12 protein-coding genes are annotated in these 17,488 nt (G+C 51.9%); 9 read left to right on the forward strand and 3 right to left on the reverse strand.

The genetic code is table 11. The features are described 5' to 3' along the window. Nucleotides 1-201 precede the first annotated feature (201 nt). From murB to GF617_RS24735, 9 genes are all read left to right on the forward strand, one after another. Nucleotides 202-1,230, forward strand: a complete 1,029-nt coding sequence (gene murB / locus GF617_RS24695; protein WP_203452664.1) for a UDP-N-acetylmuramate dehydrogenase — start codon at nucleotides 202-204, stop codon at nucleotides 1,228-1,230. After that, the gene (gene birA / locus GF617_RS24700) at nucleotides 1,227-2,189 is read left to right on the forward strand and encodes a bifunctional biotin--[acetyl-CoA-carboxylase] ligase/biotin operon repressor BirA (RefSeq protein ID WP_203452665.1); all 963 of its coding nucleotides are present in this window, start codon (nucleotides 1,227-1,229) and stop codon (nucleotides 2,187-2,189) included. The genes murB and birA overlap by 4 nt, the downstream gene beginning before the upstream one ends. Nucleotides 2,190-2,725: 536 nt before the next feature. After that, on the forward strand, nucleotides 2,726-3,238 hold the full coding sequence (locus GF617_RS24705; protein ID WP_203452666.1) for a cellulose biosynthesis protein BcsO: 513 nt from the start codon (nucleotides 2,726-2,728) through the stop codon (nucleotides 3,236-3,238). Then, entirely contained in the window at nucleotides 3,229-4,032 is an 804-nt protein-coding gene (gene bcsQ / locus GF617_RS24710; RefSeq protein ID WP_181621326.1) for a cellulose biosynthesis protein BcsQ, read from the forward strand. Before GF617_RS24705 ends, bcsQ begins: the two co-directional genes overlap by 10 nt. Before the next feature lie 18 nt (nucleotides 4,033-4,050). Next, on the forward strand, nucleotides 4,051-6,156 hold the full coding sequence (gene bcsA / locus GF617_RS24715; RefSeq protein ID WP_181621325.1) for a UDP-forming cellulose synthase catalytic subunit: 2,106 nt from the start codon (nucleotides 4,051-4,053) through the stop codon (nucleotides 6,154-6,156). Further along, complete coding sequence (gene bcsB, locus GF617_RS24720; protein WP_181621324.1) at nucleotides 6,153-8,447, forward strand: cellulose biosynthesis cyclic di-GMP-binding regulatory protein BcsB; 2,295 nt, start codon at nucleotides 6,153-6,155, stop codon at nucleotides 8,445-8,447. Before bcsA ends, bcsB begins: the two co-directional genes overlap by 4 nt. Next, the gene (locus tag GF617_RS24725; protein WP_203452667.1) at nucleotides 8,444-12,418 is read left to right on the forward strand and encodes a cellulose biosynthesis protein BcsC; all 3,975 of its coding nucleotides are present in this window, start codon (nucleotides 8,444-8,446) and stop codon (nucleotides 12,416-12,418) included. Before bcsB ends, GF617_RS24725 begins: the two co-directional genes overlap by 4 nt. Continuing rightward, entirely contained in the window at nucleotides 12,418-12,897 is a 480-nt protein-coding gene (bcsD, locus tag GF617_RS24730) for a cellulose biosynthesis protein BcsD (protein WP_181621322.1), read from the forward strand. Before GF617_RS24725 ends, bcsD begins: the two co-directional genes overlap by 1 nt. A gap of 7 nt (nucleotides 12,898-12,904) precedes the next feature. Further along, complete coding sequence (locus GF617_RS24735) at nucleotides 12,905-13,897, forward strand: glycosyl hydrolase family 8 (protein ID WP_203452668.1); 993 nt, start codon at nucleotides 12,905-12,907, stop codon at nucleotides 13,895-13,897. A gap of 48 nt (nucleotides 13,898-13,945) precedes the next feature. Here the strand turns inward: GF617_RS24735 and bcsG are convergent, their stop codons facing one another. From bcsG to bcsE, 3 genes are read right to left on the reverse strand one after another with little or no spacing between them, the layout of a single operon-like run. Further along, nucleotides 13,946-15,625: a cellulose biosynthesis protein BcsG gene (gene bcsG, locus GF617_RS24740; RefSeq protein ID WP_203452669.1), complete on the reverse strand. Its 1,680-nt coding sequence runs from the start codon at nucleotides 15,623-15,625 to the stop codon at nucleotides 13,946-13,948. Beyond that, the gene (bcsF, locus tag GF617_RS24745; RefSeq protein WP_181623856.1) at nucleotides 15,618-15,815 is read right to left on the reverse strand and encodes a cellulose biosynthesis protein BcsF; all 198 of its coding nucleotides are present in this window, start codon (nucleotides 15,813-15,815) and stop codon (nucleotides 15,618-15,620) included. The genes bcsG and bcsF overlap by 8 nt, the downstream gene beginning before the upstream one ends. Next, nucleotides 15,809-17,371: a cellulose biosynthesis c-di-GMP-binding protein BcsE gene (bcsE, locus tag GF617_RS24750; RefSeq protein WP_203452670.1), complete on the reverse strand. Its 1,563-nt coding sequence runs from the start codon at nucleotides 17,369-17,371 to the stop codon at nucleotides 15,809-15,811. The genes bcsF and bcsE overlap by 7 nt, the downstream gene beginning before the upstream one ends. Nucleotides 17,372-17,488: the final 117 nt, after the last annotated feature.

Genomic DNA, 17,488 nt, shown 5'->3' on the forward strand with positions numbered 1-17,488 from the left:
AAGTGAAACGCCGTAGCGCCGATGGTAGTGTGGGGTCTCCCCATGTGAGAGTAGGGAACTGCCAGGCATCAAATAAGTGAAAAGGCCATCCGGAAGGATGGCCTTTTTGCGTTTCTACAATATCAGCATCTCCACAAACTAATCACCTATCCCCACGTATATACGGTAAACTATCCGGGTTTTTGCATCAGGATAGCGTTCATGAATCACTCCCTTAAGCCCTGGAATACCTTTGGCATTCAACGAAATGCTAATCAAATTGTTCGTGCTGAAAATGCCAAACAATTGCTCGACGCCTGGAAAACTGCAGCAGACAGCCATCAACCAGTCCTGATTCTGGGCGAAGGAAGTAATGTCCTGTTTCTCGATGATTTTGCGGGGACGGTGATCCTCAACCGTATCATGGGCATTGATATCGAAGAGAGCATGGATAGCTGGCATTTGCATGTTGGCGCTGGTGAAAACTGGCATAACCTGGTGCAATACTCGCTCGAAAAAGGCATGCCTGGCCTGGAAAATCTGGCACTTATACCTGGCTGCGTCGGCTCTTCCCCTATTCAAAATATCGGTGCTTATGGTATTGAACTTAAACATGTTTGTGAGTATGTCGATTGTATTGAACTAGCGACAGGTAAGGCCTTACGCCTGACGGCAGAGCAGTGCCGTTTTGGCTATCGCGACAGTATTTTCAAACATGAGTATCAGGATCGCTATGCGATTGTCTCGGTCGGTTTGCGCCTGGCAAAACAGTGGCTGCCAGTTCTGACCTACGGAGATTTAACCCGTCTTGATCCGCAAAATGTCTCTGCCCGGGAGATCTTTGATTCTGTTTGTCACATGCGAATGACTAAACTGCCTGATCCAAAAGTAAGTGGAAATGCGGGTAGTTTCTTTAAAAACCCTGTAATTAGCAGCGAAAATGCACAAGCGTTGCTGGCAGCCTGGCCTGGTGTCCCTCATTATCCGCAAACCGATGGGAGTATTAAGCTCGCTGCTGGTTGGCTTATCGACCAGTGCCAGTTGAAGGGCGCCTCGAAGGGAGGGGCTGCAGTGCATTTTCAGCAGGCACTGGTTTTGATTAACCAACACGATGCAACCAGTGATGATGTCGTGCAGCTTGCACATCATGTTCGTCAGTGTGTTGGCGAGAAATTTAACGTCTGGCTGGAGCCAGAAGTCCGCTTCATTGGTCGCTCTGGTGAAGTGAATGCCGTGGAGACGATTGCGTGAAAGACAATACTGTTCCATTGACCCTGATTAGCATCCTCTCTGACGGCGAATTCCACTCTGGCGAGCAGCTAGGTGAACATCTGGGTATGAGCCGCGCAGCCATCAACAAACATATCCAGACTCTTCGCGATTGGGGTGTGGATGTGTTCACGATACCAGGGAAAGGATACAGCCTGCCAGAGCCCATTCAGCTGCTGGATGAAGCAGTGATTCGCAACCAAATTACAGAGGGAAAGGTTGCTGTATTGCCAGTAATCGACTCGACCAACCAATATCTCCTGGATCGTCTGGGTGAGCTGGAGTCTGGCGATGCTTGTGTGGCGGAATATCAGCAAGCCGGACGTGGCCGTCGGGGCCGCAAGTGGTTCTCGCCGTTTGGAGCAAACCTTTACCTCTCTATGTACTGGCGTCTTGAGCAGGGGCCGGCCGCTGCAATTGGCCTAAGCCTGGTCATTGGTATCATCATGGCGGAGGTGTTGCACGACCTGGGAGCAGATCAGGTTCGTGTGAAATGGCCTAATGACCTTTATATTCAGGATCGTAAACTGGCCGGTATTTTAGTCGAACTGACGGGAAAAACGGGTGATGCTGCACAGATCGTGATTGGTGCGGGTGTAAACCTGGTGATGCGTAATGTTCAGGCAGATGTTGTCAACCAAGCCTGGACCAATCTCCACGAAGCCGGTATTACTATCGATCGTAACACCCTTGCCATTCGCCTGATCAAAGAGCTGCGCAATTCGCTCTCTCTATTTGAACAGGATGGCCTTACGCCGTTTCTTTCTCGTTGGGAGAAACTCGATAACTTCATCAATCGGCCTGTGAAATTACTTATCGGTGATAAAGAGATCTACGGTGTTTCACGTGGGATTGACGCACAAGGCGCGCTGCTACTGGAGCAGGATGGCGTTATCAAGCCATGGGTGGGTGGTGAAATCTCACTGCGAAGTGCTGAATAACATCAGGGAGCCAATGGCTCCTTTTTTTTACCTGTTTGCACCATTTTTATCCTCCCTCCTGAAAAATAGTAGGCAAGAGATAATTTTAGTTAGAATAAAGAGTTAAGTTAGATTATTAAAAAGTAACGATGAAAAAGTATTTCCAAATATTTCTCTGAGTAACATTTTATTAAAGTAAGAATCATCCTAAATGGGTATAACCTCTGAGTCACGGGGTTATGTTAATACAATCATCTTGAAAAAGACGTTTAATCAAATGTTAAATCTTCCTGTTCTTTGTTTTTTGGTTATAAATACCTCCATATTTTTTGCGTTAAAAAACAGATAGCATGTGCATGGCTGATGTTTATGTTTTTGCTGAAAATAAGCAGCGTGGTAGTAAAACCGTAATTTATACACGCCAATAATATACGTACGTTAAAACCGTAACGTGACTGTGCACCTACACCTGAATAAATACATCTGTTGAACATTCGTGACCACATAAATCAAGTTGTGGTAGGTGCATTATTGTTTTGTAAATCATGAGTATAACTATGAATCATTATGATGATTTGCAGCGATTTAAGGATAAAACGCGTAGCCAGGCGCTCGATTTTAAGGATTTCTCTTCCCAGAATCAGGCGCAGGATCAGGGAAGCTGGGCCATTCTCAACCAGCTAAGTCCTGTCACTGAAGTCAATTCACTTGCCGCTGGCGGACATGTTTCGCTTCCTGTGCCGGAACTCGTCACGGAAGATACATTTGCGCTGAGTGAACTCACTCCAGTGCTGCAGGTTGCCGCTGTTGAGCTTAAACCCGTGGTTGTTTCTTCCATTCTGCAGGGGGTAGATGAACAGCTGACAGAGGTATCCCGACAAACGCCTGTTGCGGCCTCACCCGTGCCTTCTCCCTCCCGTCCCTATGTGCCTGAGCCAGTGCCTGCACCAGAGAAAACCTCTGTGGATTTCACTCGCCTGTTTGCACCGGCGACCAGTACGCCATCGCCTGCGGCTGAAAAAAACCAGCCATTGAATTCACTGCTGGAAAGGATCGCCACATGCCGTTAGTTTGCGTTTGCTCACCAAAAGGTGGGGTAGGTAAAACCACGATGACCGCTAACCTGGCGTATGCACTGGCACGCTCGGGAAGCAAAGTATTGGCACTGGATTTTGATGTGCAAAACGCATTGCGCCTGCATTTTGGGGTCCCTCTTTCGGATAGTCGTGGCTATGTTGCCAAAGCAGCAGAGTCTTCCGACTGGAGCCAGTTTGTATTGACCGCCGGGGGCAATATTTTTGTCCTGCCCTACGGTGATGCCTCCGAGGCGCAGCGCCTGGCATTTGAAGAACGCCTCACAAACGATGAACATTTTCTTACGCGCGGGCTGAGCACGCTGCTCAACTACCCTGGTTTGATCATTGTTGCTGATTTCCCTCCTGGTCCATCACCTGCGCTGAAAGCAATGTCACGCCTTGCCGATCTCCATCTGGTGACGTTACTGGCAGATACGGCCTCTCTTTCGCTGTTGCCGCAGATCGAAAACCAGCGCCTGACGGGAAGTGTGCTGAATCAAAAAGCAGGGCACTACTTTGTGCTTAACCAGAGTGATAACCGCCGACAAATCAGCCGTGATGTGACGGCCTTCGTCGAGAATAAGCTTGGCGATAAGCTTCTGGGCGTGGTTCACCGCGATGAAAGTGTTGGTGAAGCAAATGCCTCCCAACAGTCTGTATTCGACTTTAGCCCGGCGTCAGCTGCCGCTTTCGACATTGAGCTTATTGCCAAAAAAGTCGCGGGCATCCTTGGGGTGAAAGTGGGTGACGGCACAGTTCACACCCTTCCACGCAGGTCGGGGTTCTAATTCCACGCAGGGCAACCTATGAAAAAGTTTCTCTTTATTTTGCTGTTACTGGCAATGGTTCCTGTCGCCTTGCTGATCATCATTACGCCGATGGATAGCCAAAAACAGTATATTTTTGGTTTTATTAGTATCGGTTTACTGTTCTTAATGGGATTCAGTAAAAGGCGCAGTATTTCAGTGATTATGGTCGTGATGTCACTCTTGATGTCGACCCGCTATATGTATTTCCGCCTGACACAGACGCTGCATTTTAATTCTGAAATTGAAACCATCCTGGGGATGGGGTTATTTCTGGCGGAAGTCTACGTTTGGGTACTTTTACTGCTGAACTACCTGCAAACTATCTGGCCGCTGAAACGTGAAATCGTGCCTTTGCCGGATGATATGTCGACATGGCCGACGGTCGATGTCTATATCCCAACCTATAACGAATCACTGGATGTTGTTCGTGATACGGTTCTTGCGGCGCAGTGTATCGATTATCCCCGTGACAAAATGAAGATCTACCTGCTGGATGATGGGAAGCGCCGCGAGTTTGCCGTCTTTGCGGCTGATGTCGGCGTTGGTTACATCACTCGTAATGACAACTCTCATGCGAAGGCCGGTAACCTTAACCATGCGATGAAACTCACTCAGGGTGAGTTAATTACGGTCTTCGACTGTGATCACGTGGCAACCCGCATTTTCTTGCAGGCAACGGTTGGTGGTTTCCTGAAAGATCCGAAGCTGGCGCTGGTGCAGACACCACACTATTTCTATTCGCCCGATCCGTTTGAGCGCAACCTCTCTGTTGGGCGCAACATTCCTAACGAAGGCACACTGTTCTACGGTCCGATTCAGCAGGGTAATGACAACTGGAACGCCACGTTCTTCTGCGGTTCCTGTGCGGTCATCCGCCGTAGCGCGCTGGAAGAGATTGGTGGCTTCGCGGTAGAAACGGTGACAGAAGATGCGCATACCGCACTGAAGATGCAGCGTCTCGGCTGGAAATCGGCCTTCCTGGATATCCCTCTGGCAGCAGGCCTTGCTACCGAACGTCTGGTTCTGCATGTGATTCAGCGTACGCGCTGGGCGCGCGGAATGACGCAGATTTTCCGTCTCGATAATCCGTTGTTTGGCCGCGGTCTGACCATCCAGCAGAGACTGTGTTATCTGAGCGCCATGCTCTATTACCAGTTTGCTTTGCCGCGCATTGCGTTCCTGACTGCGCCGCTGGCTTATCTGCTGTTTAACCTCAATATTATTCACTCGTCAGCGAGCCTGGTGTTTGCCTATGCATTGCCGCATCTCTTCCTGGCGATCTACCTGAACTCACGCATGAATGGCCGCTACCGTTACAGCTTCTGGGGTGAAATTTACGACCTGGTGCTGGCGTTCCATCTGGTGCTGCCGACTGCCGTTACGATGATTTTCCCTAAACGGGGTAAGTTTAATGTGACGGATAAAGGTGGGCTGCTCAATGTCGGCTACTTCGATTTCAGTGTGGTAAGGCCGCATTTGGTGATTGCCATCTTGCTGGGCATTGGCGTTATTGCCGGTATCGTTCGCGCGTTTGCGCATGACTATTATGGCGTTGATCCCCGTGTTATTGCGCTCAACGTTGGCTGGGGCTTGTATAGCCTGATCTTCCTGCTTGCCGCGATTGCCGTGGCTCGTGAAACGCGTCAGACGCGTAAAACGATCCGTATTGATGTCACCATTCCGGTGCTCATTCACTATGCGAGCGGTATCTCTTCCCGTAGTCAGACGGCTGACCTGTCGATGGGGGGATGCCGTATTGAGTTACCGGACGATCGTCATCTGACGGATGAAATCGAAGAGATTGAGCTGCTGCTGCAATCGGGTGCGATTAGCATTCCGGTAAAGGTAGTGGCAACGGACGAGCAATTTATCCGCCTGATGTTTGAAGACATTCCTCTTTCTCGACGTCGTGAACTGGTTCGAGTGGTACTGGCGCGTGCCGATGCCTGGATCCAGCCACCGAAACCGCAGGATAACCCGTTCCGTTCTCTGGCGACGATTGTACGCTGCGTATTTGATCTCTTCTGGCTGACGTGGAAAACGCGGCGGGAAAATCGGCGGGCACAGGCAAAAGTACAGGCACAGGAGGACGGCAACGCATGAAACGTCTGACTCAACTCACTTTGCTTGCCGCTTCACTTATCGCACTGCCGTTGCACAGTGAGGAAACCTCCGTTGCGTCGTTGTTGCCGGTAGAGATGCCAGCCCCGACGGGGCCTGTATCGTCGCCCCCTGCTGCAAGTTTTGTTCCCTCTACGGTGAACACGATAAGCGTTGCGCAGATGGGGCAGCCACAAGGCGTTACCCTGAGCGGTGGCCAGTTGCAAGGGGGAATGAACTTTACCCTGCCTGTTGATCAGGTGATCACCAATGCGCGGCTGTCGTTAAATTTAAAAGTCTCTCCGGCGATGGCTACGCGTAACGCGACTATGCAACTGATGCTCAATGGACAGCCATTAGGCACAGTGCCATTGGGTGCAGCGGATACGGATATTTCTCGCTTCCAGCTGGATATTCCGGCAGCGTTGCTCGTCTCCAGTAACAGCCTGAGCTTTAAAATTAACGACGGCGACGCCATGCAGTGTCAGCGCGATCTGTCAGATAAATACAGCGTGACGCTCCTGCCGGATTCCCGTTTTGAACTGGAAGGCCAGCAACTGGATATCGGTGCGGACTTAAGCCACTTCCCACGGCCCTTTTTCGATAGCATGCAGATGACGCCTGCCACCATTGCTTTTGCCTTTGGGCCAAAACTCAGCAGTGATGCGCTTGGTGCTGCCGCGTTAATCTCTTCCTGGTTGGGGATTCAGGCGGACTATCGCGGTGTCTCTTTTGCCGCGTTAAACGATACTCTGCCGGAGAAAAACGGCATCCTGATTGGTCATCCAGGCGATAAGATTGGTGGACTGGCATTGCCGCAAACCACCCAGCCTATGCTCAAAATCATCGATAACCCGGCGAACCCGGTTTACAAGCTTCTGCTGGTTGTCGGTAGCGATGAAGCGGCGTTGCGCACAGCGGCCTGGCGTTTAACGCGGGGTAACTTTGCGCTGCAAACCGACAGTATGGTGATCCCTTCTCAAACGATCCCGGCGAGCAAACCCTATGATGCACCGCGATGGATCCCAACCGATCGTCCTGTGAAGCTCTCTGAATTGATCCGTAAAGATCAAAGTTTAACAGTCACCGGTCTCTGGCATGCGCCACTGCGTGTTGCCTTCCGCGCAGCGCCTGACCTGTTCCTGTGGGACGGCGAAACGATCCCGCTGCATATTGGCTATCGCTTCCCGACGGAAAACTGGATTGATGAGAACCGTTCATGGCTGAGTATGACCATGAACGACACCTTCCTGCACAATCTCCCGGTGAACAAGCAAGGTGCACTGGAGACGCTGTGGCATAAGGTGGGCGGGGATGCGCGCCAGGAGAAGTTTGATATGCCGCTGGAACCATACATGATTTATGGCGATAACCAGCTCTCGCTGTACTTCAACATTGTGGCAAAAGAGAATGCGCCATGTAGTGTGCTGTTAAATAACAACATTAAGAGCCGTATTGATGAAGATTCATGGATTGATTTGAGTCATACGCGTCACTTTTCGCTGTTGCCTAATCTCTCTTACTTTGTGGGTGCATCTTTCCCGTTCACGCGTTTAGCTGACTATTCACAAACGGTTCTGCTGCTGCCAGAACAGCCAACGGAAACCCAGGTCGCGACTCTGCTCGATATGGCCGCGCGTTCCGGTAATGCAACAGGCACAGCACTGTATAACAACCGTGTGGTGTTGGGTGTGCCGACGGCAGGGGCAAACCTCGAATTACTGCGAACACGTGATGTGCTGGCCGTAAGTGGTATGGCGCAGCATGACTTCAACCAGTCACTGTTGACGGGTTCTCCGTTTACCTCTCATGACAATACGCTGGGCGTCCGTACTCCCTCAACCTGGCAGAAACTGCAGCGCTGGGTCGCAGGTGACTGGACATCGGATGGCGTAGATGCGGATCGTTACTTCTCCTCGAATGAGGCCTGGCGTGGTTTTGTGAGCTTCCGCTCTGCCTGGAACAGCGATCGCGTCGTGGTTATGGCGCTTGGCAGTAACGACGAACAGCTTTCCAGATTGCATGACGACTTAACTTCCGCACGCATCAATGCCGGGATCCGTGGTGATGCTGCAATCATCACAAACGAAAACGGTGTTCGCAGTTTCCGTGTGGGGTCGCAATTCCCGAGTGGCGAGATGCCAGTGCAAATGATGATTGTCTGGTATGCCAACCAGCACTCGGCGCTGTTGGCCATCCTGGGTCTTATCACCAGTACATTGGCCGGTTTAGGGCTTTATGCCTGGCTGAAAAAGCGTGCGCGTAAGCGTTTGAACCCGGAGACGGAAAAGTGAAAAAAATAACAATTAAATCGGTGATTTGCCTTTCCGGTGTGCTGGCATTTGGCACTGCCGCGAATGCTGCGCAAAACGATGCAGCACTCAAGGCATTGTTCGACCAGGCGAACTACTGGCACGAAAAATCCCACGATGATCTGGCGAGTGAGTCACTCAAAAAAGTGCTGATGGTCGATGCCAATAATACTCAGGCGCTGTATCTGATGGCACTGTGGGCGCAGCAAAATGGTGATCTGCAGGAGGCGGCACAGTGGCGTGCGCGCCTGGCAAAAGTGTCACCGAATGATGCGGGTTTACAGTCGCTCGATAATGCCAAACAGATGACGCAAGTCCCGCAGGGAACCTTAACACTCGCACGTCAGCAGGCGCGTAGCGGGAATATTCCGGCGGCACTGGATACCTGGAAAACACTGTTCAATGGCGATACCCCGCCTGCGAGCCTCGCGCCAGAGTATTACCAGACCATGGGGAGCGATAAGTCTCTCTACCCGCGAGCGTTAGGCGAGTTGCAGCGTTTCGTGGCACAGAATCCACAGGACAATGCGGCGCGCGTCGCGCTGGGTAAAATGCTCACCTGGCGTGAAGAGACACGCCGTGACGGGATCATCCAGCTTCAGCAAATGGCAAGCGGTAGTAAAGATGCTGATGCCGGATTACGGCAGGCGCTGTTATGGCTTGGGCCGAAATCGGGTGATGAGCAGTTTTACGATACCTGGCTGCAGCGCCATCCGCAGGATAGCGAAGTGCAGGCCTATTACCGTAAAAATGTCGGTGGCGCCGCGAAGGGAGAAGGGTTTACCGCGCTGAATAGCGGCAATACCGATGCCGCGAAACGCCAGTTTGAACAGGTGCTGCAAACGAATCCGCAGGATGCCGATGCGCTGGCTGGTATGGGCTATATCGCTCAGCGTAAGGGGGATTATCAGGCAGCTGCTCAGTATCTTGGTCGTGCAGCCAGCCAGGGTGGGGAGGCTTCTGCCGAGCGCCAGACCCAGGCCGATGATGCTGCATTTTATGGACAGCTTGCTCAGGCTCAGCAGTCGCTGAAAGAGGGCAATATCAGCCAGGCGCTGGCGTTGTCTGCGCCTCTGGCACAACAAACGGGCGAGCGCGGTACGGCCGCTAAGCTGTTCCGTGCCGATGTTTTGCGTCATAACAAAGACTATCCGCAGGCGGAACAGATCCTGCGTGACATGGTGAACGAGCAGCCGCAGAACGGTGCGGCGCGTGAAAACCTCTATTATGTTCTGAAAGAGCAGGATAAGACTGCGGAAGCGCAGGCCATGTTGCGTACTTTGCCAGCCAGCCTCCAGGCGAAGCTTCAACCGCGAGTAGTCAGTGGCCTGCCTGGCGATCCGATTCGCCGTCAGGCCCAGCAGGCGGCAGATAGCGGAAATACGCCGCAGGCGATCGCCATCCTTCGTCAGGGTGTCGCACGTTTACCCGATGATCCCTGGTTGCGTCTCGACCTGGCGCGGTTGCTGCAAAAATCCGGGGCCGATAGCGAAGCGGCTTCAGTTATTCAGCCGGCATCACGCCCTGGCGCAGGGGCGAGCTCATTGTATGCTGCCGCACTGTTTGCCAGTGAGAACGATGCGTGGCAGCAAGCACAAACGTTGCTTTCCCGCGTTTCACCTGGCAGCCAGACGGCACAAATGCGCGAGCTGTCACAGCGAGTAAATTACAACCTGCAAATGGCGACAGCGGAACGCTATCTGGCTCAGGGTAATTCTGTTGCCGCCGCAAACACTCTGAAAACCTTATCATCACGCCCACCAGAGAGCCCAGCCGATGCCGGAAAACTGGCAAAAATGCTGGCGCAAAGCGGTGATCTCACCGGTGCGGTTTCGGTTGTGCGTGGCAACATGAGCGATGGTGTGAAAGGGAATGCGGGTGACTATGCCGATCAGGTCGCGGTCCTTAATCAGGCAGGGTTGAACAGTGAAGCCCAGAGCTTCCTCTCCAGCCCGGAACTTCTGTCCCGTAGTACGCCAACGCAGCTGGCAGGCGTGCGTAACGGTTACGTTATTAACGAAGCGGATCAACTGCGAGAGCAGGGCAACTATGCCGCTGCGTATGACAAGTTGATTCGCGCGTTACAAAGTGATCCGCAGAATACCGACCTGATGTTTGCCATGGCACGTCTCTACCAGACCGGCAAAATGAATAAAGAAGCCGGGGTGGTTTATGACTACCTGATGACCCGCGATACGCCGGACCAGGATGCGCGCGTCGGCGCTATCGATGTTGCGCTGGCGGAAGATAATGTTGCGAAGGCAAAACAGCTTGCGAATGGCCTGCAAACTAACAACTCCCCACAACGTCTGCTGTTGTTGGCTCGTCTGGAAGAGGCGCAAGGTAATCACCAGCAAGCCATGACGTATCTGCGCAGCGCGCGCGGTAAGCTGGTGGGCCTGGAGTCCACCAACAGCGCAGCAACGCCGACAATGGGCGGCCTGCTGCTTGCAGATAACCCGTTTGTCAGTACCAGCCGCACGTCACAGGCCGTGGGAGCGACAACCTCCAGTGGAAACGCGTTGCCGTGGCAACTGGCTCAGACAGCACGTGAGCCAGGCTCAACGCTGCCTGGAACAACACGCACGGATTTACCGCAGGAAACGGCACAGAGCCGTACGCTGCGTCAGGTCGATGACATGATGCAGCAGATGGACGAGCAAACCGGTATGTGGTTGCAGGGTGGCGTAGAAGTGCGTGGGCGTGATGGTGAGTCGGGAACCAGTAAGCTGACGGAAGTCAAAGCGCCGCTGACCTGGTCCACCTCGCCGTTTGGCGAATCTCGCTTCGAGTTTACGGCTACGCCGGTGACGCTGAGCGCGGGCAGTGCGAGCGGGGACGCATGGCGTCGTTATGGTACGAATCCGCTGGCCAATGCAGTGAACAACGTCAGTACCGCTGTGAATGCAGCCCTTAATGATACCGTCAATGGCGCTCAATTCACCGATCTCAGTGCGTATAAAGATGCGGCAAACTTTACGCCATTCACGGAACCTGGCTATGCGCTTTTCGACCAATTGCTTACGTCAAATCGTCTGACTGAGTTAAGTCAGAGCACCTATAAGCCCAATTCCGGCAGCTCGATTTCAGACTCAACTGACTCGCAGAAAGCTAACGGTATAGAGCTGAATATGGCGTTAAGCGGTAAAGACTACAAACTGGATATCGGCAGTACGCCATTGGGCCAGGATCTCAGTACGCTGGTGGGTGGCGTGAAATGGTCACCAAAACTGACAGATTATCTGTCACTTATTCTGACGGGTGAGCGCCGCGCGGTCACCGACAGCTTGCTGTCTTACGTGGGTATGAAAGACAAATATTCCGGCGAGACGTGGGGACGGGTGACCAAAAATGGCGGCACGGCGCAGCTAAGCTATGACGATGGTGACGCCGGTTTCTACGTGGGTGGTGGGGGTTATAGCTATCTGGGTGAGAATGTTGCCAGCAATACCAGTATTAATGCGAATGCGGGCGTGTATGTGCGTCCATATCATGACGATTATCGCCAGGTTCAGACGGGGATCAGCATCGGCTGGATGGACTTCTCGAAGAACCTCAGTCAGTTCACGCTCGGACAAGGGGGCTACTTCAGCCCGCAAAACTACGTCAGCGTTTCTTTGCCGGTCGATTATTCGCAGAAGTTTGATAACTGGAAGCTGAATCTTGGGGGCTCCGTGGGTTATCAGTCCTACAGCCAGGACAGCAGTGACTACTTCCCGGACAGCCCGGAAGCCCAGAAGGCGTTAGAGACTCTGGCAAACCTTGGCTTTACTAAAGAGGCTCATTACAAGAGTACCTCTGAAAATGGTATTGGCTATACGGTTCGCGCTGGCGTGGACTACAACGTCAACAAAGACATGACCATTGGCGGCAAAGTCGGTTACGACACCTTTGGCAGTTATAACGAAAGTACGGCGGGGGTTTATTTCCGCTACATGCTGGGAGATAAATAATGACACAGAGTATGGATAATCCGGCACTGCTGGGCTGGTTTCGTGGACAGCAAACGCCAGAAGGCTGGTTTGATCTGCTGGCGTTAATGGTCGAAGGTATGGTGCGAAATGTGGGTGAACCTGAGAGCCAGCCGTTCCTGCGACAAATGGGGCACGCCCTTGCTGAACAGTTCCCGCTTCCACCGTCGGAAACCGTTGGTGAACTGGAGGCCAACATTAATGCCCGGCTTGCGCGTTTCGGCTGGGGCTGTGTGGATATAGACACGCATGAAACTGATCTGACGTTGCGTCATCAGGGGTTGCCGGTGAGCCGGATTGCCGATCAGCAAAACCGCTGGTGTCATGCCTTCTGTGCAATACTGGAGGGATTATATGCCCACTGGATGCAGGGGCAGGGCGGAAAAGCGCATGTGACGGTGAGTCGCGATCGTCTCTTTTCCATTTCGGACGTTCAGTTCCGTTACCACAATCCACAATGAGTTAATTATGCGAAAGTCCACATGTGCCGCGCTGGTGGTCATGGTGAGTGTACTGTTTTCTCCTTTCTCTCAGGCAGGCCAGGCCTGGGAGAATTACAAGGCGCGTTTCTTTATGCCTGATGGCCGTATTGTCGATACTGGCAATGGCAGCGTTTCTCATACCGAAGGGCAAGGTTTTGCCATGCTGATGGCGGTAGAAAATGATGATAAAGCAACGTTTGACAAGCTGTGGCAGTGGACGAACAGTACGCTGAAGAACAAAGATAATGGGTTGTTTTACTGGCGTTATAACCCTGTAGAGGCAAACCCAATCACCGACAAAAACAACGCCACGGATGGTGATGTGATGATTGCGTGGGCGCTGTTAAAAGCGGATGCGCGTTGGCATGACAAACGCTATAGCACTGCCTCGGATGAGATTGCCAAAGCCCTTCTCACTCACAATGTGATTCGGTATGCAGGTTATCGAGTCATGTTGCCTGGTGCTAACGGGTTTAATCTCAACAGCGAAGTTGTGCTTAATCCCTCCTACTTTGTGTTCCCGGCATGGCAGGCGTTTGCCGATCGTAGCCATTTACAGGTATGGCGTGAACTGATTCAGGATGGACAGCGGTTGCTGGGAAAAATGGGCTCGGGTAAGGCGAATTTGCCGACGGACTGGGTTTCTCTTGATGCTGGTGGGAAGCTTACTCCGGCGAAAGCTTGGCCGCCGCGGATGAGTTACGATGCCATTCGTATTCCGTTGTATGTGCACTGGTTTAATCAACAAAGCCTGCTACTCACTCCATGGCGCTCCTGGTTTGGTCAGTTCAGCCGTGAAAAAACACCGGCGTGGGTAAACGTGACGACTAACGAATACGCACCTTACATGATGGAAGGGGGTCTGTTGGCGGTAAGGGATTTAACGATGGGGCAATCTCCCGGAGAACCTGACATTACCGCAAAGGACGACTACTACTCCGCAAGCCTTAAAATGCTGGTGTGGCTCTCAGAGCAATAGTATTGGACGGGACTGACCCTCTCCCCTGCGGGGAAAGGGTCAGTGTTGTTACTGCGGATACGGAACCCAATCGCCGCCATTCAGGCGAACATACGGTTTATTCTGGTACTGAATGACAACCGCATTGGCGTTTTCCGATACCTCTGCCGTTTTAGGAAGACCACTGGTCAGTTGATTCCAGTTCACACTGTCTTCGACGAAAAGCTTACCGTCTACTGCACGGGCGACCAGTTCAGAAATCGCCAGATAACTGCTTGGCTGAGTAATTTCGATAGGTGCACCCTGATGCGGCGCTTTCATACCGAAGAATTTAATGCCAGCAGGGACATTGGTAATAGACGGGCTTGGGATGTCTCTCAGTCCTGAAACCTGCATCCTGTCGCCTTTCAGCGCTCCACCATGTTCCGGTACAACCACCACCATCACTTTACGACCCGATTTTTCCAGTTCGGTGAAGAATGCATCCAGTTCATCAAACAACTTCTGCGCGCGAACTTTGTAATCTGCCGTTTTGCTTACGCCAGGATAGTGGTTGCCGTCATGCAGTGGCAGGGTGTTATAGAACGTTGCGCTGCGTGAATTCGTCTCTTTCTGGATGGTTTGTAACCAGCGTTGCAATACCGCGGTATCGTCATAGACCGGTGAACCGTCAAAGCCCAGCAACGAAACAGGTAAGCCAGTCTGGTCCATCAGCGGTGCTTGCATCCCACCATTTTCCCGCACTTCTTTCAGGAAGTTCCCAAATACGCCGTTATGGCCCAGCATCAGATGCTGTGTAAAGCCCAGTTTTGACAGGTTGTCGAACAAATAGCACTGGTTACCAGCAGGTTGATACAGATTCTTATGCGACGGCTGCCCACAGCTTGCACGCAGCAGACGAATCGCTGCCGGGCCGCTATACGATGTTGCCGAGTTGAAATCTTTAAACTGAATATCAAAGTGCGACCACAATGGATGTGACATCAATCCTGCGGCATCCACATCGGCCCACGAAAGAGAACAGATGTTAATGACCAGCAGTTCAAAGGGTTGAGCATCGGCTGGCAAAGCATCCGGGAATCGGGTCTGGCGTTTATCTTCAGCGGTATAGAAGCTGGATAGCCAGGCATTCAGGTTTGTGGAGGTGGGGGGCGCAGTTTCTGCCGGAATATCGCCGACGACAGGCGTATCGCCCGCTGTGGCGACCGTCGAAGCGGCGCTACCGCCGGTGGTTGTGACCGTGGTGGCTGGTTCACTCGCCGGCCACAGAGAGAAGCCTGGGCCCGCCAGAGTGAGCACGTTAAGCCATATCATGATGGCGACGACGAATACTGTCACACGGAGCCACTGTGCCAGGAAAAGCCATGCAATCAACAGCACAAACACCGCACCAAGCATCTGCCAGTTAATAAAACGCTCGGCTAGATCGAGAAGGTAGTCAGCGCTGAATCCTGCAACTTGCGAGCCCTGGCTCATAATGCTGTCCGGCCCAGGAAGCCAGGTATCATGCCAGAACAGGCCAAAGCCAACGGGTATAGCAATCCAGTGACGTAAGCGATGCAGCCTGATATTCGGCAGCGGCATCAGCAAGAAGGCCATGAACACCAGGTTGAGCAGGGGATGGAAATTCAGATAGCCAGCCCACAGCAGACCAAACTTCACCAAAAAGTAGAAGTTCCAGCCGGAAAGGCCGCGCCAGTATTGCCAGAGCGGCGAAGGAGCTGAAGCAGTATAGGTCGAATTAGTCATTTTTTTGGTTTGCCTTGACGTGCGGAGCCCGTGTCAGTGTTCCGGCTGGTTTAACGTAGCGAGGTTTTGCAAACAGCAATCTGGCCGTATCACGGAGTCGGCGCATTGAATGGCGTGCATAGTAGCCAAGCGGGAAAAAAATGAGCGCACAAAGTACGATCAGTTGAATAATATCGCTGATATTCATGATGATGCGCTCTCCTCACTTTCTGGTAATAAGCGAAGCGGTTCAGGTATTCGACGCCAGACATGTCCATCATGCTGAGCATTGAGAATCGGTTTGAAATCGCTCGTTATAGGGAGCGGTTTGACCCATTGATCTGGCGTAAGGGTACGCATCTGCAAAAGTTCTGCGCTTATCAGGTTATCTTCGAACCAAATCATGCGGTTTGAGAAAATATCGCCAGTGGGCAAGGGGAAGATATGGTTAAGCGCGGTATCGAGGTCGTTGACCCGACAGAAAGACAAAAACAGCACCAGACGGTTATCACCGATGGTCATAATGTCACCTGTACGGTTCGGGCGGCACAGCGTAAGTGCTTGCTCAACACGAATACCCGGTACAGGGCGGAGCGCAACCATCACACCTTTTCCATCTGCAGGAAGCAGTGTGTTATTCATCATATTACTGACCGCATCGCAGAAGGTATCCCATTTCTGATACCCGCGCAGTTTCATCGGCTGCGTCATCGACAACAGCGTGGTGATGTCCTCCGGGACATGCCGATTAAACTGCTGGCCCTGAATACTTTCAATCAGCGTCAGACAACGTGAAAGTGGGGCGTTCCACGGAATAACCATACTCGCACCGCAACCCAGCAGCAGGCGCTCATCAGTTGCGCGCAGGCTGGTGTGATTTTCGCGTACCACGATTTTTAATGCGCTACCGCGCTGACGGCGGAGGGTGTGGATTTGTTTGGCCAGCGTTTCTATTTGGTTGTTTTGTGTTAATGAGAAAACAATAGTGGCGGCCTGAGTGGTGCGCGCCTCATTAAACATGGCTTCATTTGTTTCGTAGAGCGACCAATATTCAGAAAGTGCTGGTGCACCTTCTAATACATCAATTTGGCTCAGTATGCGTTTTTCATCACTACGTGGCTGCACAACGGTTTCTTCTTGTTGAGCGAGATGCCATTCACCTTCAATATTTTTCAGATCAAGCTGCTGTCTGGCGCTGACGCCTTTTTCATTGCACCAGAATGCAATATCGTAAAGATAGCTATCAGTCTCGTAGCGGATACTCGCCAGACCGAAAAGGGACCGATATTCACCCATTAAAAATGAGAACTGTTTATCATTATTATTGCCCGGGTTGATAACCAGAAGCGTGCAATTTTGATTCCGCGCCCATTTATTGATTTTTTCTAACCAGCGTCGCAAATTTTCAGCGGATATATTCTGCCAAGTATTCGTTGCGCACTTTAGCATCACTAAATAGTGATCGGGATCAATGCTACACTGAATATCACGGGGCAAAAAGTATAGACTATTTGCTTCGTTTGGCATGGAAAAAAGTCGCACCTTTTTTGGTCCGTGTTGACTATCGAGTTTGATGGTTTTTTTGGGCTCTTCACCCATCGTTACGACAGCCACACGCGCATCCTGATCTTGTGCTGCAATCGTTTGATTTACCAGGCTTAAGGCGTCTTCATTGCGGTCCGTATTAATCCACCAGACTCCCCCGACTGGCATGTGGCGCAATTCGTCCCATAATGACTGGATGCCAATAGAAAATATGGAGTCCACGGTGTCCCTCTTTTCGTCTAATTTATCTGTATCTCAGTTTACTAGGGAAGGTGCGAACAAGTTCCTGATATGAGATCATCATATTCATCCGGAGCGCATCCCAGAGGGACATCATGA

The sequence above is a fragment of the Lelliottia sp. RWM.1 genome, from assembly GCF_016859735.1.
Taxonomy (GTDB): domain Bacteria; phylum Pseudomonadota; class Gammaproteobacteria; order Enterobacterales; family Enterobacteriaceae; genus Enterobacter.